General features: G+C 51.9%; 16 protein-coding genes, 1 tRNA gene and 1 riboswitch. Of the genes, 10 read left to right on the forward strand and 7 right to left on the reverse strand.

The features are described 5' to 3' along the window. Positions 1-15: 15 nt before the first annotated feature. The 3 genes from gap to ACNT1W_RS17910 form a co-directional block, all read right to left on the reverse strand. A complete protein-coding gene (gene gap, locus ACNT1W_RS17900; RefSeq protein ID WP_012145839.1) occupies positions 16-1,026 on the reverse strand; it encodes a type I glyceraldehyde-3-phosphate dehydrogenase in 1,011 nt (336 codons plus the stop codon). Positions 1,027-1,105: 79 nt separating this feature from the next. Further along, positions 1,106-2,080 (reverse strand): GlxA family transcriptional regulator, encoded by a 975-nt coding sequence (locus ACNT1W_RS17905; RefSeq protein ID WP_218217082.1) that lies wholly within the window; start codon positions 2,078-2,080, stop codon positions 1,106-1,108. Between the two features lie 77 nt (positions 2,081-2,157). Continuing rightward, complete coding sequence (locus ACNT1W_RS17910; protein ID WP_012145841.1) at positions 2,158-3,180, reverse strand: LLM class flavin-dependent oxidoreductase; 1,023 nt, start codon at positions 3,178-3,180, stop codon at positions 2,158-2,160. Between the two features lie 170 nt (positions 3,181-3,350). Further along, positions 3,351-3,453, forward strand: a riboswitch (TPP riboswitch). 62 nt (positions 3,454-3,515) lie between these two features. Here ACNT1W_RS17910 and tenA point away from each other — a divergent pair. From tenA to ACNT1W_RS17945, 7 genes are all read left to right on the forward strand, one after another. Continuing rightward, complete coding sequence (tenA, locus tag ACNT1W_RS17915; RefSeq protein ID WP_261097968.1) at positions 3,516-4,196, forward strand: thiaminase II; 681 nt, start codon at positions 3,516-3,518, stop codon at positions 4,194-4,196. Beyond that, on the forward strand, positions 4,193-4,948 hold the full coding sequence (locus ACNT1W_RS17920; protein ID WP_017893352.1) for an ABC transporter ATP-binding protein: 756 nt from the start codon (positions 4,193-4,195) through the stop codon (positions 4,946-4,948). Before tenA ends, ACNT1W_RS17920 begins: the two co-directional genes overlap by 4 nt. Then, complete coding sequence (locus tag ACNT1W_RS17925) at positions 4,945-5,712, forward strand: ABC transporter permease (protein ID WP_419245946.1); 768 nt, start codon at positions 4,945-4,947, stop codon at positions 5,710-5,712. Before ACNT1W_RS17920 ends, ACNT1W_RS17925 begins: the two co-directional genes overlap by 4 nt. Before the next feature lie 16 nt (positions 5,713-5,728). Next, positions 5,729-6,664 carry an ABC transporter substrate-binding protein gene (locus tag ACNT1W_RS17930; protein ID WP_419245947.1) on the forward strand — a complete coding sequence of 312 codons (936 nt, stop codon included), beginning with the start codon at positions 5,729-5,731 and terminating at the stop codon, positions 6,662-6,664. Between the two features lie 266 nt (positions 6,665-6,930). Further along, positions 6,931-9,234, forward strand: coding sequence for a phosphatidylglycerol--membrane-oligosaccharide glycerophosphotransferase (gene opgB / locus ACNT1W_RS17935; protein WP_419245948.1), 2,304 nt, complete (start codon positions 6,931-6,933; stop codon positions 9,232-9,234). 153 nt (positions 9,235-9,387) lie between these two features. After that, the gene (locus ACNT1W_RS17940) at positions 9,388-10,848 is read left to right on the forward strand and encodes an AMP nucleosidase (RefSeq protein WP_261128406.1); all 1,461 of its coding nucleotides are present in this window, start codon (positions 9,388-9,390) and stop codon (positions 10,846-10,848) included. A gap of 118 nt (positions 10,849-10,966) precedes the next feature. Next, complete coding sequence (locus tag ACNT1W_RS17945; RefSeq protein ID WP_012145848.1) at positions 10,967-11,884, forward strand: bestrophin family protein; 918 nt, start codon at positions 10,967-10,969, stop codon at positions 11,882-11,884. A 16-nt stretch (positions 11,885-11,900) separates the two neighbouring features. Here the strand turns inward: ACNT1W_RS17945 and nac are convergent, their stop codons facing one another. Together nac and ACNT1W_RS17955 are read right to left on the reverse strand one after the other, a co-directional pair. Continuing rightward, on the reverse strand, positions 11,901-12,824 hold the full coding sequence (gene nac, locus ACNT1W_RS17950) for a nitrogen assimilation transcriptional regulator NAC (protein ID WP_012145849.1): 924 nt from the start codon (positions 12,822-12,824) through the stop codon (positions 11,901-11,903). An 85-nt stretch (positions 12,825-12,909) separates the two neighbouring features. Beyond that, complete coding sequence (locus tag ACNT1W_RS17955; protein ID WP_419245949.1) at positions 12,910-13,167, reverse strand: hypothetical protein; 258 nt, start codon at positions 13,165-13,167, stop codon at positions 12,910-12,912. Between the two features lie 5 nt (positions 13,168-13,172). Between ACNT1W_RS17955 and ACNT1W_RS17960 the strand changes: the two genes are divergently transcribed. From ACNT1W_RS17960 to ACNT1W_RS17970, 3 genes are all read left to right on the forward strand, one after another. Then, positions 13,173-13,248 (forward strand) — tRNA-Asn (locus tag ACNT1W_RS17960). Positions 13,249-13,627: 379 nt separating this feature from the next. Continuing rightward, positions 13,628-14,557, forward strand: coding sequence for a LysR family transcriptional regulator (locus ACNT1W_RS17965; RefSeq protein WP_419245950.1), 930 nt, complete (start codon positions 13,628-13,630; stop codon positions 14,555-14,557). A 162-nt stretch (positions 14,558-14,719) separates the two neighbouring features. Continuing rightward, positions 14,720-15,889 carry an MFS transporter gene (locus ACNT1W_RS17970; protein ID WP_419245951.1) on the forward strand — a complete coding sequence of 390 codons (1,170 nt, stop codon included), beginning with the start codon at positions 14,720-14,722 and terminating at the stop codon, positions 15,887-15,889. 292 nt (positions 15,890-16,181) lie between these two features. Here ACNT1W_RS17970 and avs2 read toward each other — a convergent pair whose 3' ends face one another. Together avs2 and ACNT1W_RS17980 are read right to left on the reverse strand one after the other, a co-directional pair. Further along, on the reverse strand, positions 16,182-20,651 hold the full coding sequence (gene avs2 / locus ACNT1W_RS17975) for an AVAST type 2 anti-phage system protein Avs2 (protein WP_329906722.1): 4,470 nt from the start codon (positions 20,649-20,651) through the stop codon (positions 16,182-16,184). A 521-nt stretch (positions 20,652-21,172) separates the two neighbouring features. Next, positions 21,173-22,117 (reverse strand): LysR family transcriptional regulator, encoded by a 945-nt coding sequence (locus ACNT1W_RS17980; protein ID WP_419245952.1) that lies wholly within the window; start codon positions 22,115-22,117, stop codon positions 21,173-21,175. Positions 22,118-22,183: the final 66 nt, after the last annotated feature.

Consider the following 22,183-nt stretch of genomic DNA (forward strand, 5'->3'; position numbering starts at 1 on the left):
AGCGCCCCTACTCTTTTACAAACCGCGTTTTTCCATCAGAACCGCCAGATCCACCAGCCGGTTAGAGAAGCCCCACTCGTTGTCGTACCAAGCGAGGATCTTGACCAAATTACCGCCAATCACCAGCGTGGAAAGCCCATCAATCACCGACGAACGTGGGTCGCCTCTATAATCACTGGACACCAAAGGCTCATCGCTGTAGCCAAGGATATCCTTGAGAGGGCCGGATTCGGCAGCCTGGCGGAAAGCCGCGTTGATCTCTTCGGCCGTCACTTCACGTTTCAGCGTGACCGTTAAGTCCACGATAGACACTACCGGTACCGGCACCCGCAGCGAGTAACCGGTCAGGCGACCGTCCAGCTCCGGGATCACCTTGCCGAGCGCTTTGGCGGCACCGCTGGAATAAGGCACAATCGACTCCGCTGCGGCACGGGCACCGCGCAGGTCTTTTTCCGGTTGGTCATGCAGCGCCTGGCTATTGGTGTAGGCATGGGTGGTATTCATCAAACCGTATTCAATACCAAATGCCTGATGCAATACCTGGGCGGCAGGGGCCAGGCCATTAGTGGTACAACTGCCGTTGCTGACCACAAAATGTTTGGCCGGATCGTATTGCTGATGGTTAACGCCCAGCACCAGCGTAATATCATCGTCCTTGCCCGGTGCCGAGATAATGACTCGCTTGGCACCGCCTTGGGTGATGTGCACTTCAGCCTTGGCTTTGTCGGTGAAGAAGCCCGTCGCCTCAATCACTACCTCAACACCCACGCTGCTCCATGGGATGGCAGCCGGATCTCTTTCGGAGAAAACATGAATCGGTCGACCATCGAGCAGCAACTGGTTCTCACCGGCTTCGACGCTGGCTGCCAGAGTGCCTGAAAGCGAATCGTATTTCAGCAGGTGCGCCAGGGTTTTGCTGTCGGTCAAATCATTGATTGCCACAACCTGAAAGTCGCTGCGACCTAACGCTGCGCGCAACACGTTCCTGCCGATCCTGCCGAATCCATTAATGCCTACTTTGACCATGATCTACTCCTTCATTATTGGCTCTGTCACCAATCTAAACCGGAGATATCAGTGTCGTAAATGACGTTTGCAGATCAATTTAGGCCAACATGCGGGAATGAAAACGCTCGCGATATTCGGTAGGTGAGAGTTGCAAATGCCGCTCAAAAACGCGCCGCAGATTGAGGCCATTGCCAAACCCGCAACTGATGGCGATTTGCTCAATACCTTCCGCACTCTGCTCCAGGCGTTGCCGGGCCAGATATAAACGCCCTTCTTCAACAAATTTGGCGGGGGAAATACCGGTTTCACGCGTGAACACCCGGGTAAAGTTACGCGGACTCATGGCAACCCGTTCCGCCAACTGCTCAACGGAAAGGTCTGCGGCCAGATTCTCCAGGATCCACGACTGAAGATCGCGGATTGGGCCAGGGGTTTTAGCCTGATTTAAAGGATAACGGCTGAACTGCGCCTGACCACCAGGCCGACGCAGGAACATCACCAGATCTTGCGCCACTTCGCGTGCCTGAACAAAACCGTAATCGTCTTCCACCAGAGCCAAGGTGAGATCGAAGCCGGAACTGACCCCGCCCGAAGTCCAGACGGAACCATCCTGCACGTACAACGGCCCATTTTCGACCTGCACTTTTGGAAAACGAGTCTGCAAGGTTTCCAGCAATCGCCAATGGGTGGTGGCACGGCGTCCATCCAGCAAACCGGCTTCGGCCAGCAGCAACGCCCCACCGCAAACCGACGCAATACGCCGCGCCTGGGGTGCGGCACGCCGTAGCCAGTCGACAACATAGGCACTCTCCTCCTCGGTCGCGCCTTTTCCGGTCACTATGATGGTGTCGCGTTCCTGCTCTGGGTCGAGATCTGAAAGACGATGATCGGCCAACAGATTCAAGCCGGACGACCCATGCACCACCCGGTGAGATTGGGTGGTGACGATCGCCATCCGGTAGAGCGGAGCGTCGTTGGGCCTCAAGCGGTTGGCTTGCATCAGGATGTCGGCGATGCCTGCCGACTCGAATAACATGCCCCCTTCGGGGACGATAATCAGAAAAGTATGCATGTCCTTAAAATACAAAATGAGCAAAATAAGTCAAGCCCGCCACCGGAGAGGCTGGCGGGCTTTCGGTACGCGACTTATCAGCGCCAGTCCAGCGCCGGTGCAATATGCTTCAGGATCGACTCAATCACATGGGCGTTATACTCAACGCCCAACTGGTTTGGCACCGTCAGCAACAAGGTATCCGCTTCGGCAATGGCTTCGTCCTGCGCCAGCTGTTTGATCAGCAGCTCCGGCTCGGCGGCATAGCTGCGGCCGAATATCGCCCGGGTCTGATCGCCGATATAGCCCACCTGATCGCCTTCCTGCCCGCTATTGCCGAAGTAACTGCGGTCCTGCTGGTTCATCAGCGCAAAAATGCTGCGGCTGACCGACACCCGCGGCTCTCGTTTATGTCCTGCCAGCTTCCAGGCCTCGCGGTAAGCGCGGATCTGTTTGGCCTGCTGCACGTGGAACGGCTCGCCGGTTTCGTCGTTTTTCAGCGTCGAGCTTTGCAGGTTCATCCCCAGCTTCGCGGCCCAAACTGCCGTAGCGTCTGAGCTGGCACCCCACCAAATACGATCCCGCAGGCCGGCGGAGAAAGGTTCAACGCGCAGCAGGCCAGGAGGATTAGGGAACATCGGCTGCGGGCTGGGTTCGGCAAAGCCTTCACCGCGCAGCGCGTCCAGCAGCACTTCGGTGTGGCGGCGGGCCATATCGGCTTCGGTCTCGCCGTCCGCAGGCGTGTAACCAAAGTAACGCCAGCCATCAATCACCTGCTCGGGAGAACCGCGGCTGATGCCAAGCTGCAAGCGTCCGCCTGAAATCAGGTCGGCGGCTCCGGCGTCTTCAACCATATACAGCGGGTTTTCATAGCGCATGTCGATCACGCCGGTACCAATCTCAATACGCTGGGTTTTGGCACCGATGGCAGCCAACAGCGGGAATGGCGAGCCAAGCTGGCGTGCAAAGTGATGCACGCGGAAATAGGCCCCATCCGCCCCCAGCTCTTCTGCCGCGACGGCCAGGTCGATCGATTGCAGCAACGCATCGCCGGCCGAACGGGTGCCCGACTGTGACGAAGGCGTCCAGTGGCCAAAAGAGAGAAATCCAATTTTCTTCATGGGTGGTGTCCTTAGGTTCAATTATGACCGGATTACAGTGACAAATATGCCCCCTGTCAGGCCAGAAAAATTGTCTTCGACCGCACTAAACGAACCGTTTTTGGCAGAGAAAATCCTCCAGGTTTCCCCCCGCCCAAACATTGTAATCAAAAAGTAAATATCGTATAACAGGCTCCTCCGAGGGGTGTCCTGTAATGGGCTGAGATGGCGCAAGCCGAACCCTTTGAACCTGATCTGGGTCATGCCAGCGAAGGGACGGGTCGGCAATAACGCTATCAGTCATTGCCTGTTCATACCTCAGCGCGCCCGGATCTCCACTCACTTTTGGAGGTCCCATGTTTACTCCCCAATTCGACGACGGTCTCTACGGCCAACTGCGCCTGCGCGCCGGTAGCCACTGGCAGGACTATGTCGCTCACCCCTTTATTCAGCAACTGGCCGCCGGTACGCTACCCGAACCTGCTTTCCGCCGCTATCTGACCCAGGACTATCTGTTCCTGATCCACTTTGCCCGCGCTTACGCCTTGCTGGTCAGCAAACTGCGCACCCTGCCGGAGATGCGCACGGCCACCGCCTCGCTCAATGCGATTGTCGCCGAGCTGCCTTTGCATCTGGCCTATTGCGCCGACTGGGGCCTCAGCGAGCCGCAGATTGCCGCCGAGCCAGAAGCCGCAGAAACCCTCAATTACACCCGTTATGTACTCGATATCGGCCACTCCGGGGACGCTCTCGACCTGCTGGCGGCGCTGTTGCCCTGCGTCGCCGGCTATGCCGAGATTGGCCTGCGGCTGCTGGGCGACCCTGCCACGGTGATGGAGGGCAACCCTTATGCCTCGTGGATCCGCAACTATGGCGATCCGGGCTATCTGGCCGGGGTGCAGGCCGCTATCGATCTGCTGGAAAACGTCGGCCGCCAGCGCGGTGCAGAAAGCCGCCTGGGCGAACTGTCAGAGATTTTCACCACCGCCACCCGGCTGGAATCTGCCTTCTGGCAAATGGGGCTGAATGCCCAATGAGTATAGGCAACGCGCAACACCATGGCGTTCGGCCGGGTATTCAGGTACGGGATTTAACCCTGCGCTTTGGTCAGCAGGTGATTTTCGAGCGACTGAGCTTCGATATCGCAGGTGGCAGTTTTGTCGCCCTGCTCGGTGCCAGCGGCGCGGGGAAAACCAGCCTGTTGAAGATTATTGCCGGGCTGGAAAAACCCACCTCCGGTTCGGTGACCGGCAGTGACGGCCTGCCGATTGCCGGGCGCATCGCTTATATGGGGCAAAAGGATTTGCTCTATCCGTGGCTGACCATTGACCAGAACATCAGCCTCGGCGCGCGGCTGCGCGGTGAAAAGGTCGATCGGCCCTGGGCCGAGCACCTGCGGGAACGCGTGGGGCTGAGTGGTTATGGCAATGCCTTGCCTGCTGCGCTGTCCGGTGGCATGCGTCAGCGCGCCGCCATCGCCCGTACCCTGTATGAACGCCAGCCGATTGTGCTGATGGATGAGCCTTTCTCGGCGCTGGACACCATTACCCGCGCCATGATCCAGCAACTGGCCGCCGAACTGCTGGCGCAGCACACCGTATTGCTAATTACCCACGACCCAATGGAAGCCTGCCGTCTCAGCCATCACCTGCTGGTATTGTCCCGCTATCCCGCCGGTATTGACGATAGCCATGTTATCGAAGGTTTGCCGCCGCGCGCACCGGACGATCCTCAACTGCTAAAAAGCCAGAGCGAGCTGTTGTTGCAACTGGTGAGGGCCGCCGGATGAAACCACAGATTGAAAGCCGTCTGTCGCGGATGCGCCGCAGCCTGACGGTGTTTGCCGGCCTGCTATTGCTGTGGGGTCTGGTCACTCTGGGTGATATTGCGGCTTTTCTGCTGCCTTCACCCTCTTCAGTCGCGCAGGCGCTGTGGAACAACCGGGCTTACCTCGGTTACCACACGCTGATCACCGCCGCCGAGATCGCCTGCGGCCTGCTGGCCGGGGTGTTGCTCGGTGCCGTACTGGCGCTGTGCATGATTTATTCCCCGCGGCTGCAACGCTGGCTAATGCCGCTGGTGCTAACCAGTCAGGCTATCCCGGTGTTTGCACTGGCCCCGCTGTTGGTGCTGTGGTTCGGTTTTGGCATGAGCGCCAAGGTGGTGATGGCCGTGCTGGTGATCTTCTTCCCGGTCACTTCAGCCTTCTTCGACGGACTGCGCCGGGTCAATAACGATTATCTCGATCTGGCCCGCACCCTGCGCGCCTCTCCCTGGGCGCAACTGCGGCACGTGCGGCTGATGGCGGCACTGCCGGCCTTTGGCTCCGGGCTACGCATGGCCGCCGCCGTCGCCCCGATCGGCGCGATCATCGGTGAATGGGTCGGCTCGGCGGAAGGTTTGGGTTACGTAATGCTGAACGCCAACGCGCGCATGCAGACCGACGTCTGTTTTGCCGCGCTGTTTATTCTGGTGCTGATGACCGTCCTGCTTTGGGTGACGGTGGACGCGCTGCTGCTACGCCTGATCGACTGGGCGCCGGAAAATGACTGATAACAAGGGATCCACAATGATTAATAAAACCCTCTGCGGACTGATGCTCTGCACCACGCTGACCGGGCAAGCTACCGCCGCAGAAAAACTGACGCTGGTGCTCGACTGGTATATCAACCCCGATCACGCGCCGATTATGGTGGCCGAGCAGATCGGTGCCTTCAAGGCCGCAGGCCTGGACGTCAAGATTGTGCCGCCTTCCGATCCGGCGCTACCACCAAGGTTGGTGGCGGCAAAACAGGCCGATCTGGCCATCACCTATCAGCCGCAGCTGCATTTCTTTGCCGATCAGGGCCTGCCGCTGGTGCGCGTGGGTACCCTGATTAATTCACCGCTCAATACCGTGATTACGCTGGATAAAAGCATTACCACCCCGGCAGGGCTGAAGGGCAAAAAAATCGGTTACTCGGTCAGCGGCATCGAACAGGCCACGCTGGCAACCATGTTCAAGCATGAACACCTCAACCCTGACGACGGTAAGTTGATCAACGTTAATTTCCAACTGACCAGCGCCCTGCTGGCAGGTCAGGTTGATGCGGTGATTGGCGGATATCGTAATATCGAAGCGCTGGAGCTAAAGTTGCAGGGCAAGGGTCCGGTGGTGTTTAACGTGGAAGACTACGGCGTGCCAGCCTACGACGAACTGATTATCGTCGCCAATCGCGACGCGGTAGGCGAGCCGAAAATCAAAAAATTCCTCACGGCGCTGAAAAAAGGCAACGATTACCTGCAGGCTCACCCACAGGAAAGCTGGCTGGCGTTCGCCAAGGCCCACCCGGAACTCAATACCGAGTTGAACAAACAGGCCTGGCAGGCCAGCCTGCCGCTGTTCGCCCGCGATCCGGCCAGGCTGGATAAAGCGCGCTATCAGGCCTATGAACAGTTCCTGTTCGACAATAAGCTGATCAAGAAAATCACCCCGGTAGAGCAGTATGCGGTGGAGTTGCCTTAAAGGGCGCGTTGGTCTGTTTCCCCTCTCCCTGACCCTCTCCCCAAGGAGAGGGCCTATTTTGCGCTCTGCTGCTCTCAGACGTGATTAGTGTCACAGTAATGTCACAAAAAACGCCAATCGCACTCTGCCGCGGCGAGGCAATGCAAACACGCATTGACCCTGGTGCTTTCAATGCGCTATACCCTTCCTCTTTCGCGCTGTGCGCGGCTCAATAGCGTTTGTCAGAGCAGTTAAGATTTTCTTTTTAATCAGACAGGGTACGGTGGATGGTTTCAGCATTAATTTCATTTGCACTTTTTTTAGCCTCAATTCTCATCTACCGGACCCGAGCCGCCGCCAACCGCTGGTGGCTGGCCGCCCTGCTGACGCTGTTGGGCAGCTATCTGATCCTTAACGTGGTGCTGATCGCCAGTAACTACTTTACCGGCGATGGCATTACCGATGCGGTGCTCTACACCCTCACCAGCAGCCTGAAGGGTGCCGGCGTTGGCAAATACCTGCTGCCGTTTATCGGCCTGCTGGCGGTGCTGGCGCTGATCTTCAGCGTGCTGACCTGGAGCCTGGTGCGGCGCAAGGCAAAAAGCAGCAGCGTGGTTTATAGCGTGCTCGCCGTGCTGCTGGCGCTGTTTTCCGTCGGCACCACCCCGGCTTTTCAGGATATCTCCCTGCTGGTCAGAAGCCAGATTAGCGGTGACACCGCCGACTTTGATACCTATTACAAAGCGCCGAAAAAGAGCATGCAGGGTAAAGCGCCGAACCTGGTGTATATCTATGCCGAAAGCCTGGAAAGAACCTATCTGGATGCAGATCTCTTCCCCGGCCTGACCGACGAACTGAACCAGCACCGCGCAAACAGTATCGATTTCAGCAATACCCAACAGCTGCCCGGCACCGGCTATACCATTGCCGGTATGGTGTCTTCGCAGTGCGGTATCCCACTGTTTGCCCCCTTTGACGGCAACGCCTCCAGCGCCGTTTCCACCTTTTATCCGGAAAACGTCTGCCTGGGTGACGTGCTGAAATCCGCCGGTTACGACAACTACTTTTATCAGGGTGCCGAACTGGCCTTCGCCGGCAAAGATACCTTCCTGAAATCGCACGGTTTTGACCATGCGTATGGCTTCAAGGAGTTGCGTGGGCAGGTCAGCGATCCGGGCTACAAAAATGACTGGGGCTGGTACGACGATACCGTGCTGGATCTGGTGTTCGACAAGTTTGTCGAGCTGTCGAAACAGGATAAAAAGTTCTCGCTGTTTGCGCTGACCGTCGACACCCATCACCCGGACGGTTTTATCTCCGCCAGTTGCAGCAAAAAGTCGTTCAGTTGGCAGAACAAAGAAAACCGCTCGCTAAGCGCGGTGGCCTGCAGCCAGCAACATATCGCGGCGCTGATCGACAAAATCAAAGCGTCCGAGTACTTCAAAAATACCGTTATCGTGGTGTCTTCGGATCACCTGGCGATGAACAACACCGCTTATGACATTCTGACCAAGCAGAAACGCCGTAATCTGTTCTTTATTATCGACGGCACCCACCCACAGACCGCGCTGCATAACGAGAAGCGCAGCACGCTGGACAACGGTGCCACGGTGTTGGACGTGATGGGCGGCGATAACTACATTGGCCTTGGGCGCAGCAGCCTGTCCAGTCCGACGCTGGCTACCGTATTTCTGAATATCGATGAGAAAATCAACGCCTGGAAACCGGCGGTGGTGAAACAATGGGGCTTCCCCAACAGCATCAGCAACTTTAATCTGGACAATCAGGGCAGCCGTTTTAGCTTCTCTGGCATCACCTTTAAGGTGCCGTTTATCCTGAAGGTGACGGACAGTAAAATTGAGCCGATGTTTAACGTCTATCTGTCCACACCGCTGAAAAAACAGCTCGCCGGTTTGGGTGCGGGTGAAAAATTCGTCTGGGTCGACAAGTGCTATGAAATTGGCCGGGTGTGGGCGCCTGAACTGGCGCTGAGTACCGAGACCTGCGTTGCCTCAGGCAATCTGGCCGCCCCACCGCACATCGTGCAGGCCAAAGGGGGCAACTATCGTGGCAAGGTCAACTTTAGCAGCCCGGAAGGGGACAGCGTGGCCGCATATCAAAATGCCGTCGAGCGGCTGAAAGTGGACGATGCGGCGGTTAAATATCACGCAGATGCCATTGCCTTTATGCTGCCGGGCATGCCGGAACAGGTTAAGGCGATTACCGGTGTTGCCGCCGTCGAGGACTGGGGCCGCTGGTCGGACGCCAATCTGGCACCGACGGTGAACATCGACTACGTCGACCCACTGCCTTCGGCCTTTGATTTGGTGCTGCGCGCCCGCGCCTACGGTAAAAACGTTGGCGAACCAATTTCGGTACGTGTCGGTGACCAGGAACAGTTTGTGACGCTCACCGAGCAGGACACTACCGTGACGCTACGCTTTGATAACCCTGGCGGTGCGCAGAACATCCGGATCACACCACCGGCACCGACCGAGCCACAGGAAGGCGCCAGCGGCGGCTTTACGCCGAAAAAACTGGGCATTGGCCTGGTCTCGCTGAAAGTGGAACAGGCCGCCCCCGCATCCTGATCGCGACACCGCAGCGGCAGACGCCATGCCGCTGCGTTTTCTTTTCCCCTTCAATAAAGATTTTACGCCCGTCTTCGGCTAACCTGTTGCTGTGAATTGATATTGGCATCCGTATGCCTCCCGCCGCATAGCCGGGAGAACCAAGGAGAGAGTATGAGCAGTCAGCAATCCGGCACCGGCCTCACCCCCGCTCAGGCGATCGAACAACTGGAAGCGCTGTACGAAGCCTCGGTTGAAGCGCTGCGCCAGGCGGTTGGGGATTTTATCAATCACGGTGGGCTGCCCGACGCGCAGACCCGCGCCACAGGGCTGTTTGTTTACCCAGAACTGCGGGTCAGTTGGGATGGAAAATCGCCCGGTCAGACCAAAACCCGCGCCTATGGCCGTTTCACCCATACCGGCTGCTACACCACCACCATTACCCGTCCGCAGCTGTTTCGCCACTATCTGACCGAACAACTGACCATGCTGGCGAGTGAATACGATGCGCATATCGAAGTGCTGCCATCACAGCAGGAAATTCCTTTCCCCTACGTGATTGACGGCTCCAATCTGATGCTGGATCGCTCAATGAGCGCCAGCCTGGCACAGCATTTCCCCACCACCGAATTGGCGCAAATTGGCGATGAAACCGCCGACGGCCTGTTCCATGCCACCAGCACCTTCCCGCTTTCGCATTTCGACGCCTTGCGGGCCGATTTTTCGCTGGCGCGGCTGCGGCACTACACCGGTACCCCGGTAGAGCATTTCCAGCCGTTCGTGCTGTTCACCAACTACACCCGCTACGTGGATGAATTTGTCCGCTGGGCCTGCGCCGAGATAGCCGATCCGGCCAGCCCTTATATTGCGCTGTCGAGCGCGGGTGGCATCTATATCACGCCGGAAACCACCGCGCCGGACCAGGCGGTATCCGATCTGGCCTGGAAGAATCACCAGATGCCGGCCTACCATCTGATTTCTCGCACCGGCCAGGGCATCACCCTGATCAATATCGGCGTCGGCCCGTCCAACGCCAAAACCATCTGCGACCATCTGGCGGTCTTGCGCCCCAGCGCCTGGCTGATGATCGGCCACTGCGGCGGCCTGCGCGAAAGCCAGTCGATTGGCGACTACGTTTTGGCCCACGCCTACCTGCGCGACGATCACGTGCTGGATTCGGTACTACCGCCGGACATCCCAATCCCCAGCATTGCCGAGGTGCAGCGCGCGCTGTATGACGCCACCAAAATGGTCAGCGGCATGCCCGGCGAAGAGGTCAAACAGCGCTTGCGTACCGGCACGGTAGTCACCACCGACGATCGTAACTGGGAGTTGCGCTACTCGGCCTCGGCGCTGCGCTTTAACCTCAGCCGCGCCGTGGCGGTGGACATGGAAAGCGCCACCATCGCCGCTCAGGGTTACCGTTTCCGGGTGCCTTACGGCACATTGCTGTGCGTGTCCGACAAACCGCTGCACGGCGAAATCAAACTGCCCGGGCAGGCCAACCGCTTCTATGAAGGCGCGATCTCGGAGCATCTGCAGATCGGCATTTGCGCTATCGACCTGCTGCGCGCCGAGGGCGATCGGCTGCATTCCCGCAAGCTGCGTACCTTTAACGAACCGCCGTTCCGTTAACGGCGGATGGCTAAAGCCCGCGATGCGGGCTTTTTAACTTTTAACGCCCAGACCGTTGATGAACACACCGTAAATCTGTTACAACAGCGGCTTCCATCCCCCAGTCATTATCACTCCTATGATTGTCAGACCTCAGCAACACTGGTTCAGACGGCTATTCGTTTGGCACGGTTCGGTGCTCTCTAAAATTCTGTTTCGCCTCAGCCTTAACGTGGCGATGTCAATTGTCGCGGTACTGTGTTTTCAGTGGTACGAACACCTGGGCGTCAAACTCACGCTGGCCCCCTTCAGCCTGCTGGGTGTGGCGATCGCCATCTTTCTTGGCTTTCGCAACAGCGTCAGCTATGCGCGTTTCACCGAGGCGCGGTTACTGTGGGGCGGGTTGTTAATTGTTCAACGCTCGCTGCTACGGCAGATTAAAAGCCTGCTACCGCAACAAGATCAGGCAGCGCGTGAATTTGCCGCCCTGCTGATGGCATTTAGCTACTGTCTGAAACACCAACTGCGCGGCAGCGATAGCAGCGAGGATCTGCAGCGCCTGCTGCCCAATGCCGACCTGCTGGCCATTAAAAACAGCGCCTCCCCCTGCAACCGACTGTTGTTGATGATGGGCCAATGGCTGGGCGAGAAACGGCAATCGGCTCAGTTGTCAGACGTACTTTTTCATAGCATTGACCAGAACCTTAACCGGCTGTCGGAGATCCTCGGTGGCTGCGAGCGCATTGCCAATACGCCGATCCCCTTTGCCTACAGCCTGATCGTTCACCGCACCGTCTACCTGTTCTGCACCCTGCTGCCCTTCGCGCTGGTGCCGGATCTGCACTACATGACGCCGCTGGTTTCGGTATTTATTTCGTACACCTTTATCTCGCTGGACTCCCTGGCAGAAGAGCTGGAAGATCCGTTCGGCACCGCCGCCAACGATCTGCCGCTCAATGCCATGTGCAATGCGATTGAGATCAACCTGCGCGAAATGAATGACGAGACGGATTTACCCGCCGCCACCCAGCCGGACAGCCGTTACCAACTCAGCTAATCGAGTTCGACCTGATTTATTGCACCAACGCCAGCACGCGTTTTTCCTGACTGCGGCTGGCGGCGATGGACAGCAGGATCTCTTTCACCACCAGCGCCGGGGCCGACAAGGATTGCTGGCCGGAAATGCACAGCGAAAGCGGCACGCTCAGCGATGGAGCATTGATACGCGCCATCCATGCCTTGGCCGGGCCAATCATCGCGCGCGCCACCGACTCTGGCAAAATGGTGGCCCCCAAACCACTGGCGATAGCCGCACTCAAGGTGCCAGGCGATTCAATTTCACCAATCACGTTGGCCGTTAACTTGCGTATCGCCATGGCTTCGTCCACCTGGCTGCGTACCACGTCTCCCTCACGCGGCAGAAATAAATTCAGCCGCGCAACGTCCAGCAGCTCAACGCTGTTGCCAGGGTTTGGCACCGCACGCGTCGCCACCAGATAGAGATCTTCGCGCATTAAGGCCGTGGCCTGCAAACCTGCGGGCATTTTAGCGCCGTAGATCACCGCCATATCCAGGTTTTGGTTAGCGACCTGGCCGGCCAGCGTCGAGCCAATATTCTCATTCAGACTGAGCAAAATACCCGGATGTTGATCGCGCACCGCCTGCAACAGCGGCAACGCCAACTGTGACGCCAGACTGCCCGGGGCCAGCCCGACAGAGACCTGCCCGCTCATCGCCTGCCCGGCACTATTGACCGCGCTTTGCGCCTGTTCGCACTGGCGCAAAATAGTCTGGGCATGGGCATAAAGAATATTACCGGCCTCAGTAGGCTGTACCCCGCGCTTGGTGCGGATCAGCAACTGCTGTTTCAGCTCTCCTTCCAGTGTTGCCAATTGTTGGCTGAGAGCCGGTTGGGCGATATGCAGCACTTCTGCCGCCTGGGTCAGGCTGCCGATGTCGACGATTTTCACGAAATACTTAAGACGTCTGAAATTCATACTGCCTCCGTCATGCCACTTGGCTGGGTTGAGATAAACCACAGCAAGATCCGGGCCAGACAGACGGAATAAGAGAAAGCGTCAACTAATCGACGGAAAAATAAGAAAAAATGATATTGGCGTCGGTAGTGACGTTCCCCTCACCGGCGGAAAACCACCAAAGCCTGCACCAGCATAAAGCATGGTGATGAAGATAAGTGGCAGGTTGTGAACCACTGCGCAGCAGTGCAGCAATAAAAGCCATAAAAAGCAGCAGGTTGAATAATCTTGCAGCAAACGAAACATCAAGGCCTTTTCTGACTTTACAAGCCAGGGCCACCCCGTTATTATTCGCCCCGTTCAAACGATTCCTCTGTAGTTCAGTCGGTAGAACGGCGGACTGTTAATCCGTATGTCACTGGTTCGAGTCCAGTCAGAGGAGCCAAATTAGAGAAGCCCGCTCAGGGAAACCTGAGCGGGCTTTTTGCTTTTTCAAGCCCCGGCTCGTGATTCAGCGTCATCATCCTGACTGTTGTGATATGTGTTCCCGGGAACAGAGTAAGGATGTTTTCTGTATCTTCCCCTTTCACGTCGTCTGATCGTGAAACGGAGTCATAGATAACTTCTGCACCGAAGGCTTAATTTTCTTCCGGTGGGTTTACGGATAAGTGTGATGGATGATCGGCTCTGGTTGACCTCATTTTTGCAAGTGCAGTGAGCTGAGCTGATATCAGGTTACCGGTGCTTTATTTACTGATAGGGATAAGCCTGGTATAGAATTACACATCGATAAATGCACAATGAATCGTCATTGAGTAAACTTTATGTCTACCGGAATTACAGCAGAATCCCTGCGGGGAATTACTAACTTTGTCATTACTGCGAAATCGAGCAGCTTCACTGAGGCCGCGGAGCAACTGGGCATTACCAAATCGGCAGTAGGTAAAAGTGTGGCCCGGCTTGAGGAGAGGTTGGGAACGCGTCTTTTTCACCGCTCAACACGTAAACTGAGCCTGACGAGTGATGGGGAGGCTTACCTGACCAGTTGCCTCTCGGCGCTTGAAATTCTCGACTCTGCCGAGAACACGCTCAGCAGACGGCAGGAAAATCCCACCGGGACGGTCCGTATTGATATGCCGGCGTCTTTCGGACGGAATCTGATGATGCCGGTATTGATCGAGATGATGACCCGCTACCCGGCCCTGCGGCTGGCGCTAACTTTCAATGACCGTCTTATTGACCCGGTGGAGGAAGGCGTTGACCTGGTGCTGCGGCTGGGAGAGCTACAGAGCACCGATGAGCTGATCGCCCGTCGCCTGAGCCGGCAGCGGCTTATATTGTGCGCCTCTCCGGCCTATCTTGAACGGCACGGCCTGCCTGCCGATATAGAGGATTTGAAAAGCCACTACTGCATTATGGGCTACCGCCGGGGCGCCCCCCTTGCCTGGCGGCTGCGAAAGGCCGGGGAGCGTGAAGTGAAATTCATATCCGCCACAGCACATCAGATAAGCGACGGAGATGCCATGATTCAGGCCTGTCTGGCTGGCGTGGGGATAGCTCAGTTTCCTGAGTCGATGGTTAACAACCATATCGCCGCAGGCAGCCTGATCTCTCTGATGGCAGACCATGCCCCCATCCCGGTTGAGCTGAACGTCATCTGGCCCCGAACAAGGCACCTCATACCCAGAGTTCGCCTTATCGTTGACGAACTGCTGAAAAAGGCCGGAGAAGGCTATTTCGGCACGCTTAGGTAGAGATTTTGTCGTCACTGAGGCGATATCTGGGCTGTTTATCGCCTTTTAGCAAACTTATATCCTTATCGTCCCGCTGCTTTTGTTGCCTTACGGGCTGAAATCTTTCCCGTATTCCGGAGCAGTTCAAACGTAAAACATAGTGTTACTTACAGGATATTTGTTATGCCATTAGCTCTATGGGCGCTGGCGATAGGTGCATTCGGTATCGGAACCACTGAATTCATCATTGCCGGGCTGCTCCCCGTCATTGCCGTAGATTTTAACGTCACCATCCCCGTTGCCGGCTATCTGGCGACTTCTTATGCGCTGGGCGTCTTCGTCGGCGCACCGGCTCTTATTATTCTGGGTTCAAAAGTCCCGCGTAAAGCCATGCTGGTATTCCTTATGCTGCTTTTCGTAGCCGGGAACATGGTAACGGCGTTTGCCCCCACGCTTGGCATAGCCATACTGGGCAGAATTATCACGTCCATGACGCACGGTGCTTTCTTTGGTCTTGGTTCGATTATTGCGGCAGATATGGTTGCACCTTCTAAACGCGTGAGGGCCATTGCGTTCATGTTCATGGGGCTAACCGTCGCAAATCTTATTGGCGTACCCGCCGGTACCTGGATTGGTCAACACCTCTCCTGGCGTGATGCTTTTATGGCTATAGCCGTGATAGGGGTCATTGCGGTTATCAGCATCGGAATGCTCGTCCCGCACCAGCCAAGGGCACAAAATCAGAGATTTGCGCATGAGTTTAACGCCTTCAGAAACGTAAACGTGCTGCTGGCAATGGGCATTACTGTTTTCGGGCCGGGCGCATTCTTTACGTCAATTACCTACATCGCGCCGATGATGACGGAGCTGGCAGGATACAGTGAAAGCAGCCTCGCATGGCTGATGCTGCTGTTCGGCCTTGGATTGTTTACGGGCAACCAACTTGGTGGCCGATATGCTGACCGCGCCCTTATGCCGATGCTCTATTTCACACTGGCTGCTCAAGCCGTAGTGTTACTGGTATTCAACTTTTCAGCGCACAGCCAGGTTATGTCAGCCGTCTGCATTTTCCTGATGGCTGCGTTTGGATTTGCGACAGTTTCCCCTATCCAGAAACTGGTGATGGATAAAGCACGGGCAGCAGGTGCACCCACGCTGGCCGCTGCGGTTAATATCGGTCTTTTCAACCTCGGTAATGCTGTAGGAGCCTGGCTTGGTGGCGCGGTGATTGCTGCGGGGTTCGGTCTGCAATCGCCTAACTGGGCGGGAGCTATATTGTCTGTTATTGCACTGATACTTGCGATGTTGTCCGGTCTTACGGATAAAACCGGGCATGCTGCAGAGCTGAATTAGAAGATATGACGACTGGCCAGTGTGAAAGCCATCTGAATCATTCACTGGCCACAATAGTTAACGCAGCATTTGTTCGCATTTCACTTATCAGGTTAAGTAGCGCCCGCTTCTGGCACTGAGCGGAAGGAAAGCAAGACCGCCAAGTCTGCTATGAGCGAGGAGCTGACATTAGCGCCGCTAGCATCTTTAACGTGCATATTAGCTACCATCCGACTGCCGCCCTCAAGTCGGGGGTTCTTAAGTATAACCCCCTTTCTAATACTACTTATATATTCAGTTCTTACAATTATTTTTATCTCGTTAAGTTAGTTTTATGACTTCCTATTAGCTGATTTCCTTCAAAATAAAATGCTCCGCTAAACTCCTGTCGGCCATAATGATGATTTGAGGTGAGTGAGCCACCTATAACACCTTTTTCACCTAATAATGTCCAAACGATTTCAAAACCATTATCACTTAGCATTGTTAAAAATGGCTCTTTTTTAACAAGTAGATGCGCCTTTGAAGCATGCACAGCTTCAGCCGCAAAGCAAACCATAGTTCCGTTTTTATCATTGAAGCTACCCTCTACTTCCCCACTTTTTAAGCCCATCTTTTCAAAGATTAAATTGCTAGGCTTCAAAAAGCTCAGAGTTTCTATTTTTGATTTATCGAACTCTTCTTCCCACAAATAATTAACAGAAGTGACACTAACATCAGCTATCTTAGCTCTAGACTCTTGGTCTGTTACCGAGGTCCAATCTGAACCACCATAATAATCTGATTTAAAAAACTGGAATGCTTCGGACCAATAGAACTCCCTATTAAATAATTGGTATCTATTAGTGCCTTCCGGCATCCACCCGCCCATAAAATGTTGATCTTTTGCCCAATTTCTAAATCCATCAAATTCCTCAACTTTCACGATATAACTTCTGATATGACACCAAACCTCTTTTCGTGGGTGCCCCCAATCATCGTTTCCAATAATTTTTGGTTCTTTCCATGTTGGATAACTTTCTAATATTATCCATTCATCACCATTGTCATCTTTAACTTCAATCAAAGCATATGGATTAGTTATAGTAGTAGAGCTTTTAACCCAGTCTTCATTAGAGCAAGTCCAATCAAATACTTCATCATTAAGCCACCACATTTCTTGATTGCTTAACTTTTTCGTTCCAGTTTCTTTAAGTAAGATAGTAGGATCTATATCTCTTATGTAAGGCTCCCATGTCCCTTTGTATGGACTTTCCTTTCGTTCGTCACTATAGCCTTTAAAACGAATAAAGTTATCGGCTAGCCTTGCCATGTATTCATAATAAGCAATCCATTGGTATTTTTTACCAATCCGTTCTTGAAATGATTCTCTGCGTCCACGTCCAGTTCCTATTTGTCGGTCAAAATCACCATGTTTCTCAGGATCCCAACCAAGCTCCACAACACGAGTAAATATAAATCGCTCAGCTATTCGAAGATCAAAGTATTTATCCGTTTCCAGCAAGTTATTATTATGATCCAGGTATGGCTCTATATCATTTCCAAACTCAATTAACAGGTCGTATGACAAAGAACTCTTGAATAATTCTTTGCTCGCCTTTATTTCTTCCTGTGTTTTTCTACCTATCGCGCGACCAATTTTAATCTTAATATCCCCAAATGTAATTTCTTCGCTTTTATTATCATCAATTATAGGATCTGTAGCATCAAACAGCTCTTTTTGTTGATCAGTTAGTTTACATTTGAAAGTTTTAAATATTTGCTTACGATCAACAGGAGTTTCACCAAACTTGCAACCAGACCAATCCGAATGATTGTTATTTGTTCCAATCGTATATCGTGAAAAGTCACCACCTCCCATAATCGAGCTCCAAAGTGCCCAATAAGAATCTTTATCATAAAGGGACTCTAGTTCTTCTTTTGAAGGGATCTCGTCAGGCCAAATGCTGTTGTATGGTGGCCTAGTCTTGGACAATTCAATGCCTTCAAGCTCCAATCCAAGATGAGCAGCAAATTCAAGAATCTCTCTCGCATAGTCTCTAAGTAAGATATTTGGATATACATACTCAGAACAAAATACCTTTTGGTAAACTGTTTCGGCTAAATATTTTAGTTCTTTAAAATTATCAGTTCGCAATGTACAGCCTAATGCAACTGCAAATATTCTTTCCCAAACGTAAGGATCGTCCACACCATAAAACTTATCAATTATTTTTTTCAATACAGGAATTCTTGGTTCGAGTAAACTAACTAAAGCCTTAGTAGAGCAATCCCGAAGTTCTCGGTTACTAGAAGTTAAAAACCAGCATAAACTAGTTGCAACCAGTTCGATTGACTCATCTGAAATGTAGCTTTTATCTGTTCTGTCCCATGCCCAATCTATTAGATGCCTAAATACTGAGTCTTCACTATATTTATATTTAAGTTTTGTAGTCCAAAACGCATCTCGATTTGGCAAAGGGTGTTCTTTTAGCCAATTATGCAAGAAGTTAGCATTAAAGGGATGATCAACTAACCCTGAAATAGAGATCACTGCCTCTAAAAAATGATCAAAACTATTGTTAAACGCAAAAACGTGCTCATTGATGAAAGGTGTGATTTTTCCGAAATCAATAGCATTAATATCTCGCCATATCAAGCTATCAATAAAGGCTTCTAGTAATTTATGATTATTGCTGAACTCCGGCAGAAATTCATAAAGTTCTTTCCCATACTTTTCTGGCAATTGAATGGATAGAGCTTCTACTATCCCCGAGTTTATATATAAGTCATATTCATCATCAAAATAACTTTTTAGACGACCATCTGACTTAAATTCATTTTCGATATTTTCAACATCATCTAATAAAAACTTAACGGTTAAATGATCATCAAACCTTTCAAAAGCTACATAAACTACTTCATCAGTAGAATTATCATCATTTCTTACTATACCTTTAGTCAATAATCCTTCGTCAATCAAGGCGCTGAGGAAATTTTTATCGGTAACATAATCCTTAACAACAGATTGAACCGCTAAGTGAGCATCTTTAAGTGAAATACTATTACCACCAATTTTTATTTTTAATCTTATGATTTCGTTTAGAGCATCTTTAACAAGGGGAAAACTGGGATCGAAAGAATATTTTTTTGGCGATGCTAATGATTTATTTACACCTTCGACTAAAAAATTCAGAATATTTGAAATACCATTAAATCCAACAGGCACTTTAGTTAAGCCGTTTTTCTTAATCCCTTCACACAATAATTTAAGAAATAGAGGGTTTTTAAACTCTGGATTAAGGTTCGGTGATGAAGGCCTTTCTATATTGTAATAATCATAAAATAGACTGACAGCTTCCATCTCAACATTCTGAAATCCAATATGCTCATGAATTTCAAAATTATTTCGCCCCACATTCTCATGTGAAATTGTTACACTTCTATATGTTGTTCTGACTGACATTATCAGACCAAGCCATTCAAAGCGCCTGATTTCATCGACAAAGCTGTTGATGTTGTCATTCCAGAATTTATTACCATTCCCCTCATTAATAGCATCAATAAAAATTAATACTCTTTCTCCTTTTTTTTGACCATATAAATTTAATTTTTCTAGGAATTCACGAGAAGTGATTTTAAGCTGTAATCTCTTGAAGATTTGTATCCAAGGAGATTCATCTGAAGTAAGTTGTTGCCCTAATATAAGTAGAGAAGGATAATCCGAGGCAATTCGTGTTTTAATAACGTCAGCCAGTAAATGAGACTTACCAATTCCAGCTTTTCCTTCGAGAAGTAAGAATGGGTTGCTAGCTAACTTCACTGTTATTGAGTTAATGAATGTAAGTATATTATTGCACGCATGGTTTAGTTCCCGAAGCTCTCGCAGAGTGGATGAATACTTATCACTGTAGTGCTTGGTCTGACCTGATTGTTCTGACTTTTCTCGGAGTTTCCACAATATTGATTCCGCCCCATCAATAGCTGCTTGGCAGCTGGAAACACAGTCATTAAATTTATTCGTCGGAATTTCATTTAATTTAGAAAAATTAATTTCTTGATATAGATTTGCAATTTCGCTTAAGAGCTGAGCTATTTCAGATAATTGTGAAGAAATTACATCACAACTATGTAGCTTGTTTCCAGTGATCAGAAAAATATCCATATGTGAATAAAACATTTCAGAAAAATAATTAGTTCTACCGAGACCATCAAATATCTTTGCTATTTCTAGCTTTACGTTGAGTTCGGGTGTGTACCGCCCTCCCAAGTCAGCTATAGCTTGTCTGTTTTTCTCATTCAACCAATCATCGCTCAAGTGAAAAGTTAGTTTCTCATCTATAGATCGCAAAACAAGTTTAATTTGAATAAGTTCGTCACTAATATCGAATATTTTTTCTTTATAAGTTTCTTCGATATGGAGATTTTTTAACGTTTTGCAATTGTTTATTTCAAATGTCAGAATTGCATAAAAACGCTCAAGTTGATTTTGAGTTGGAGGTAGTACACTTGGGAAATCACTAAACTTACTCAGTAATTCAGTTTTATCGGGGAGTTCTTTAAACAAAATATATTCGTTTAATACCTCAAATAATGGTTGGGAGTGATAAAATGGAACTTTATCTGACTCAATTGGATATTCGACTTCAAATTTTGTAGCCGTTTCCTGGATCAATTGATTGAGCCTATCTACATATCTTTGCTTAGGAAAAAGCACCTTTCGGAACCATCCGTATCCTTCCTGAGATATAAATTGGTCTACAAATTTTGTAGCAACGTAGTACGCTGCTACACTAATTGCCATTGAGACAGGTTCCATTTTTATCTATCCTACATCTTTCTCATTTTAACGAAGCCTCGTAACCTCTATTAGAAGCTACATTCCGCTAGAGGATAGCCAACTAGAGTTTGCTCCTTCGCGTTGCTTGATATAGTCGCAGCATTCTCTATCAGTGGTCAACTAATAGAGGACATCTCTTTATAGTCAAACGAATGTCCGCTTTGCACATAGCGGTCGGCCCGTTACTGAGGTAAGTTGAAGATTAGTCGCGATGAACCCTCAACAATGAGTGCCGCCTCGGAGATTGTCAGGCTGATTGCGCCAATTGCCGCTGCAGGACCTGCAGGCTAGTTCCCGCCCATGCAGCAGCCGAGCCGACCACATATAGGTTTTGCTTGGCGCGTAAGACGGCTACACTGATAATATTTGGCGGGCTAGCCGCCCACTGACGCGCCTTTTGCTGACTCACTTTCGGCGCACCCAGCAAGCAGTCTCAAAGTGACCATCAGCTCCCCCGTTGTCAGGAGAACAGATTAACCCTTGGATCAGTTTTCAACCGTTGGGGGGATCACGTTTGCACCGTTGATAACAGTTTTCTTACTTGTACCTGGAAATAGAGCGGTGGTGACGTAATCAACGAAGACTCTCAGCTTGGGTGAAAGATGCCGACTTGAAGGCCACAGCACCCGTAAGATGGTGTGGTCTTGATTGAATCCATCCAGTACGGATACCAAGCTGCCGACTTCCAGTTGCTGACGGATGGCAATGTCTGGCATACACGCGATGCCAAGACCTGACTCTGCGAAGCAAACCAGCGGTTCAAGCGTATTGGCCGTCATTGAACTGGCTAGATCAAAAGTGAGCATTTGGCCTCCGCGGCTGAGGGGCCACTGGTCGACCTTGCCACTACTGGGGAATCGGTATCGTAGACAGCGGTGCTGCATTAGTTCCTCGGGGGTATTCGGCACCCCACATTGTTCGAAGTACTTCGGTGCACCCACCATGATACGACGATAGCTTCCGAGCTTACGTGCCATCAACCGGGAATCACTTGGCTCTCCCGTACGGATCACCGCATCAAATCCTTCCTCGATTACATCCACCAGACGATCAGAGCAGTCGATATCCAGTTCTATGTCGGGGTACTGACGTTTAAATTCGGCGAATTGCGGCATGAACAGTAGACCGACGGAAGGCAGGCTAACGCGAAGCTTGCCGCGAGGCATCTGGTTGGATTGTGCAAGCTCATTTTCTGCCGCCTCCACCTCACCCAGAATGCGTCTGCAGCGCTCCAGAAAGAGAGCTCCCTCTGGAGTCAAAGTGACGTTTCGAGTCGACCGATGGAACAGTCGCGTAGCTAACCGCTCCTCCAAACGAGCGATAGCCTTGCTAACTGCTGATGCTGAGATACCTAGTTGTTGCCCGGTAGTCGTGAAGCTGCGCGACTCACCGACACGAACGAAGACATCGAGGGAACCAAGGCTTTCCATGAGCTTCCTTATTAATGACTCAATTGTCATATATGTTGTGAATTATTGCCTATTTTTCTTCTTTTC

The sequence above is a fragment of the Serratia sp. NFX21 genome, assembly GCF_048517035.1.
Taxonomy (GTDB): Bacteria; Pseudomonadota; Gammaproteobacteria; order Enterobacterales; family Enterobacteriaceae; genus Serratia; species Serratia quinivorans.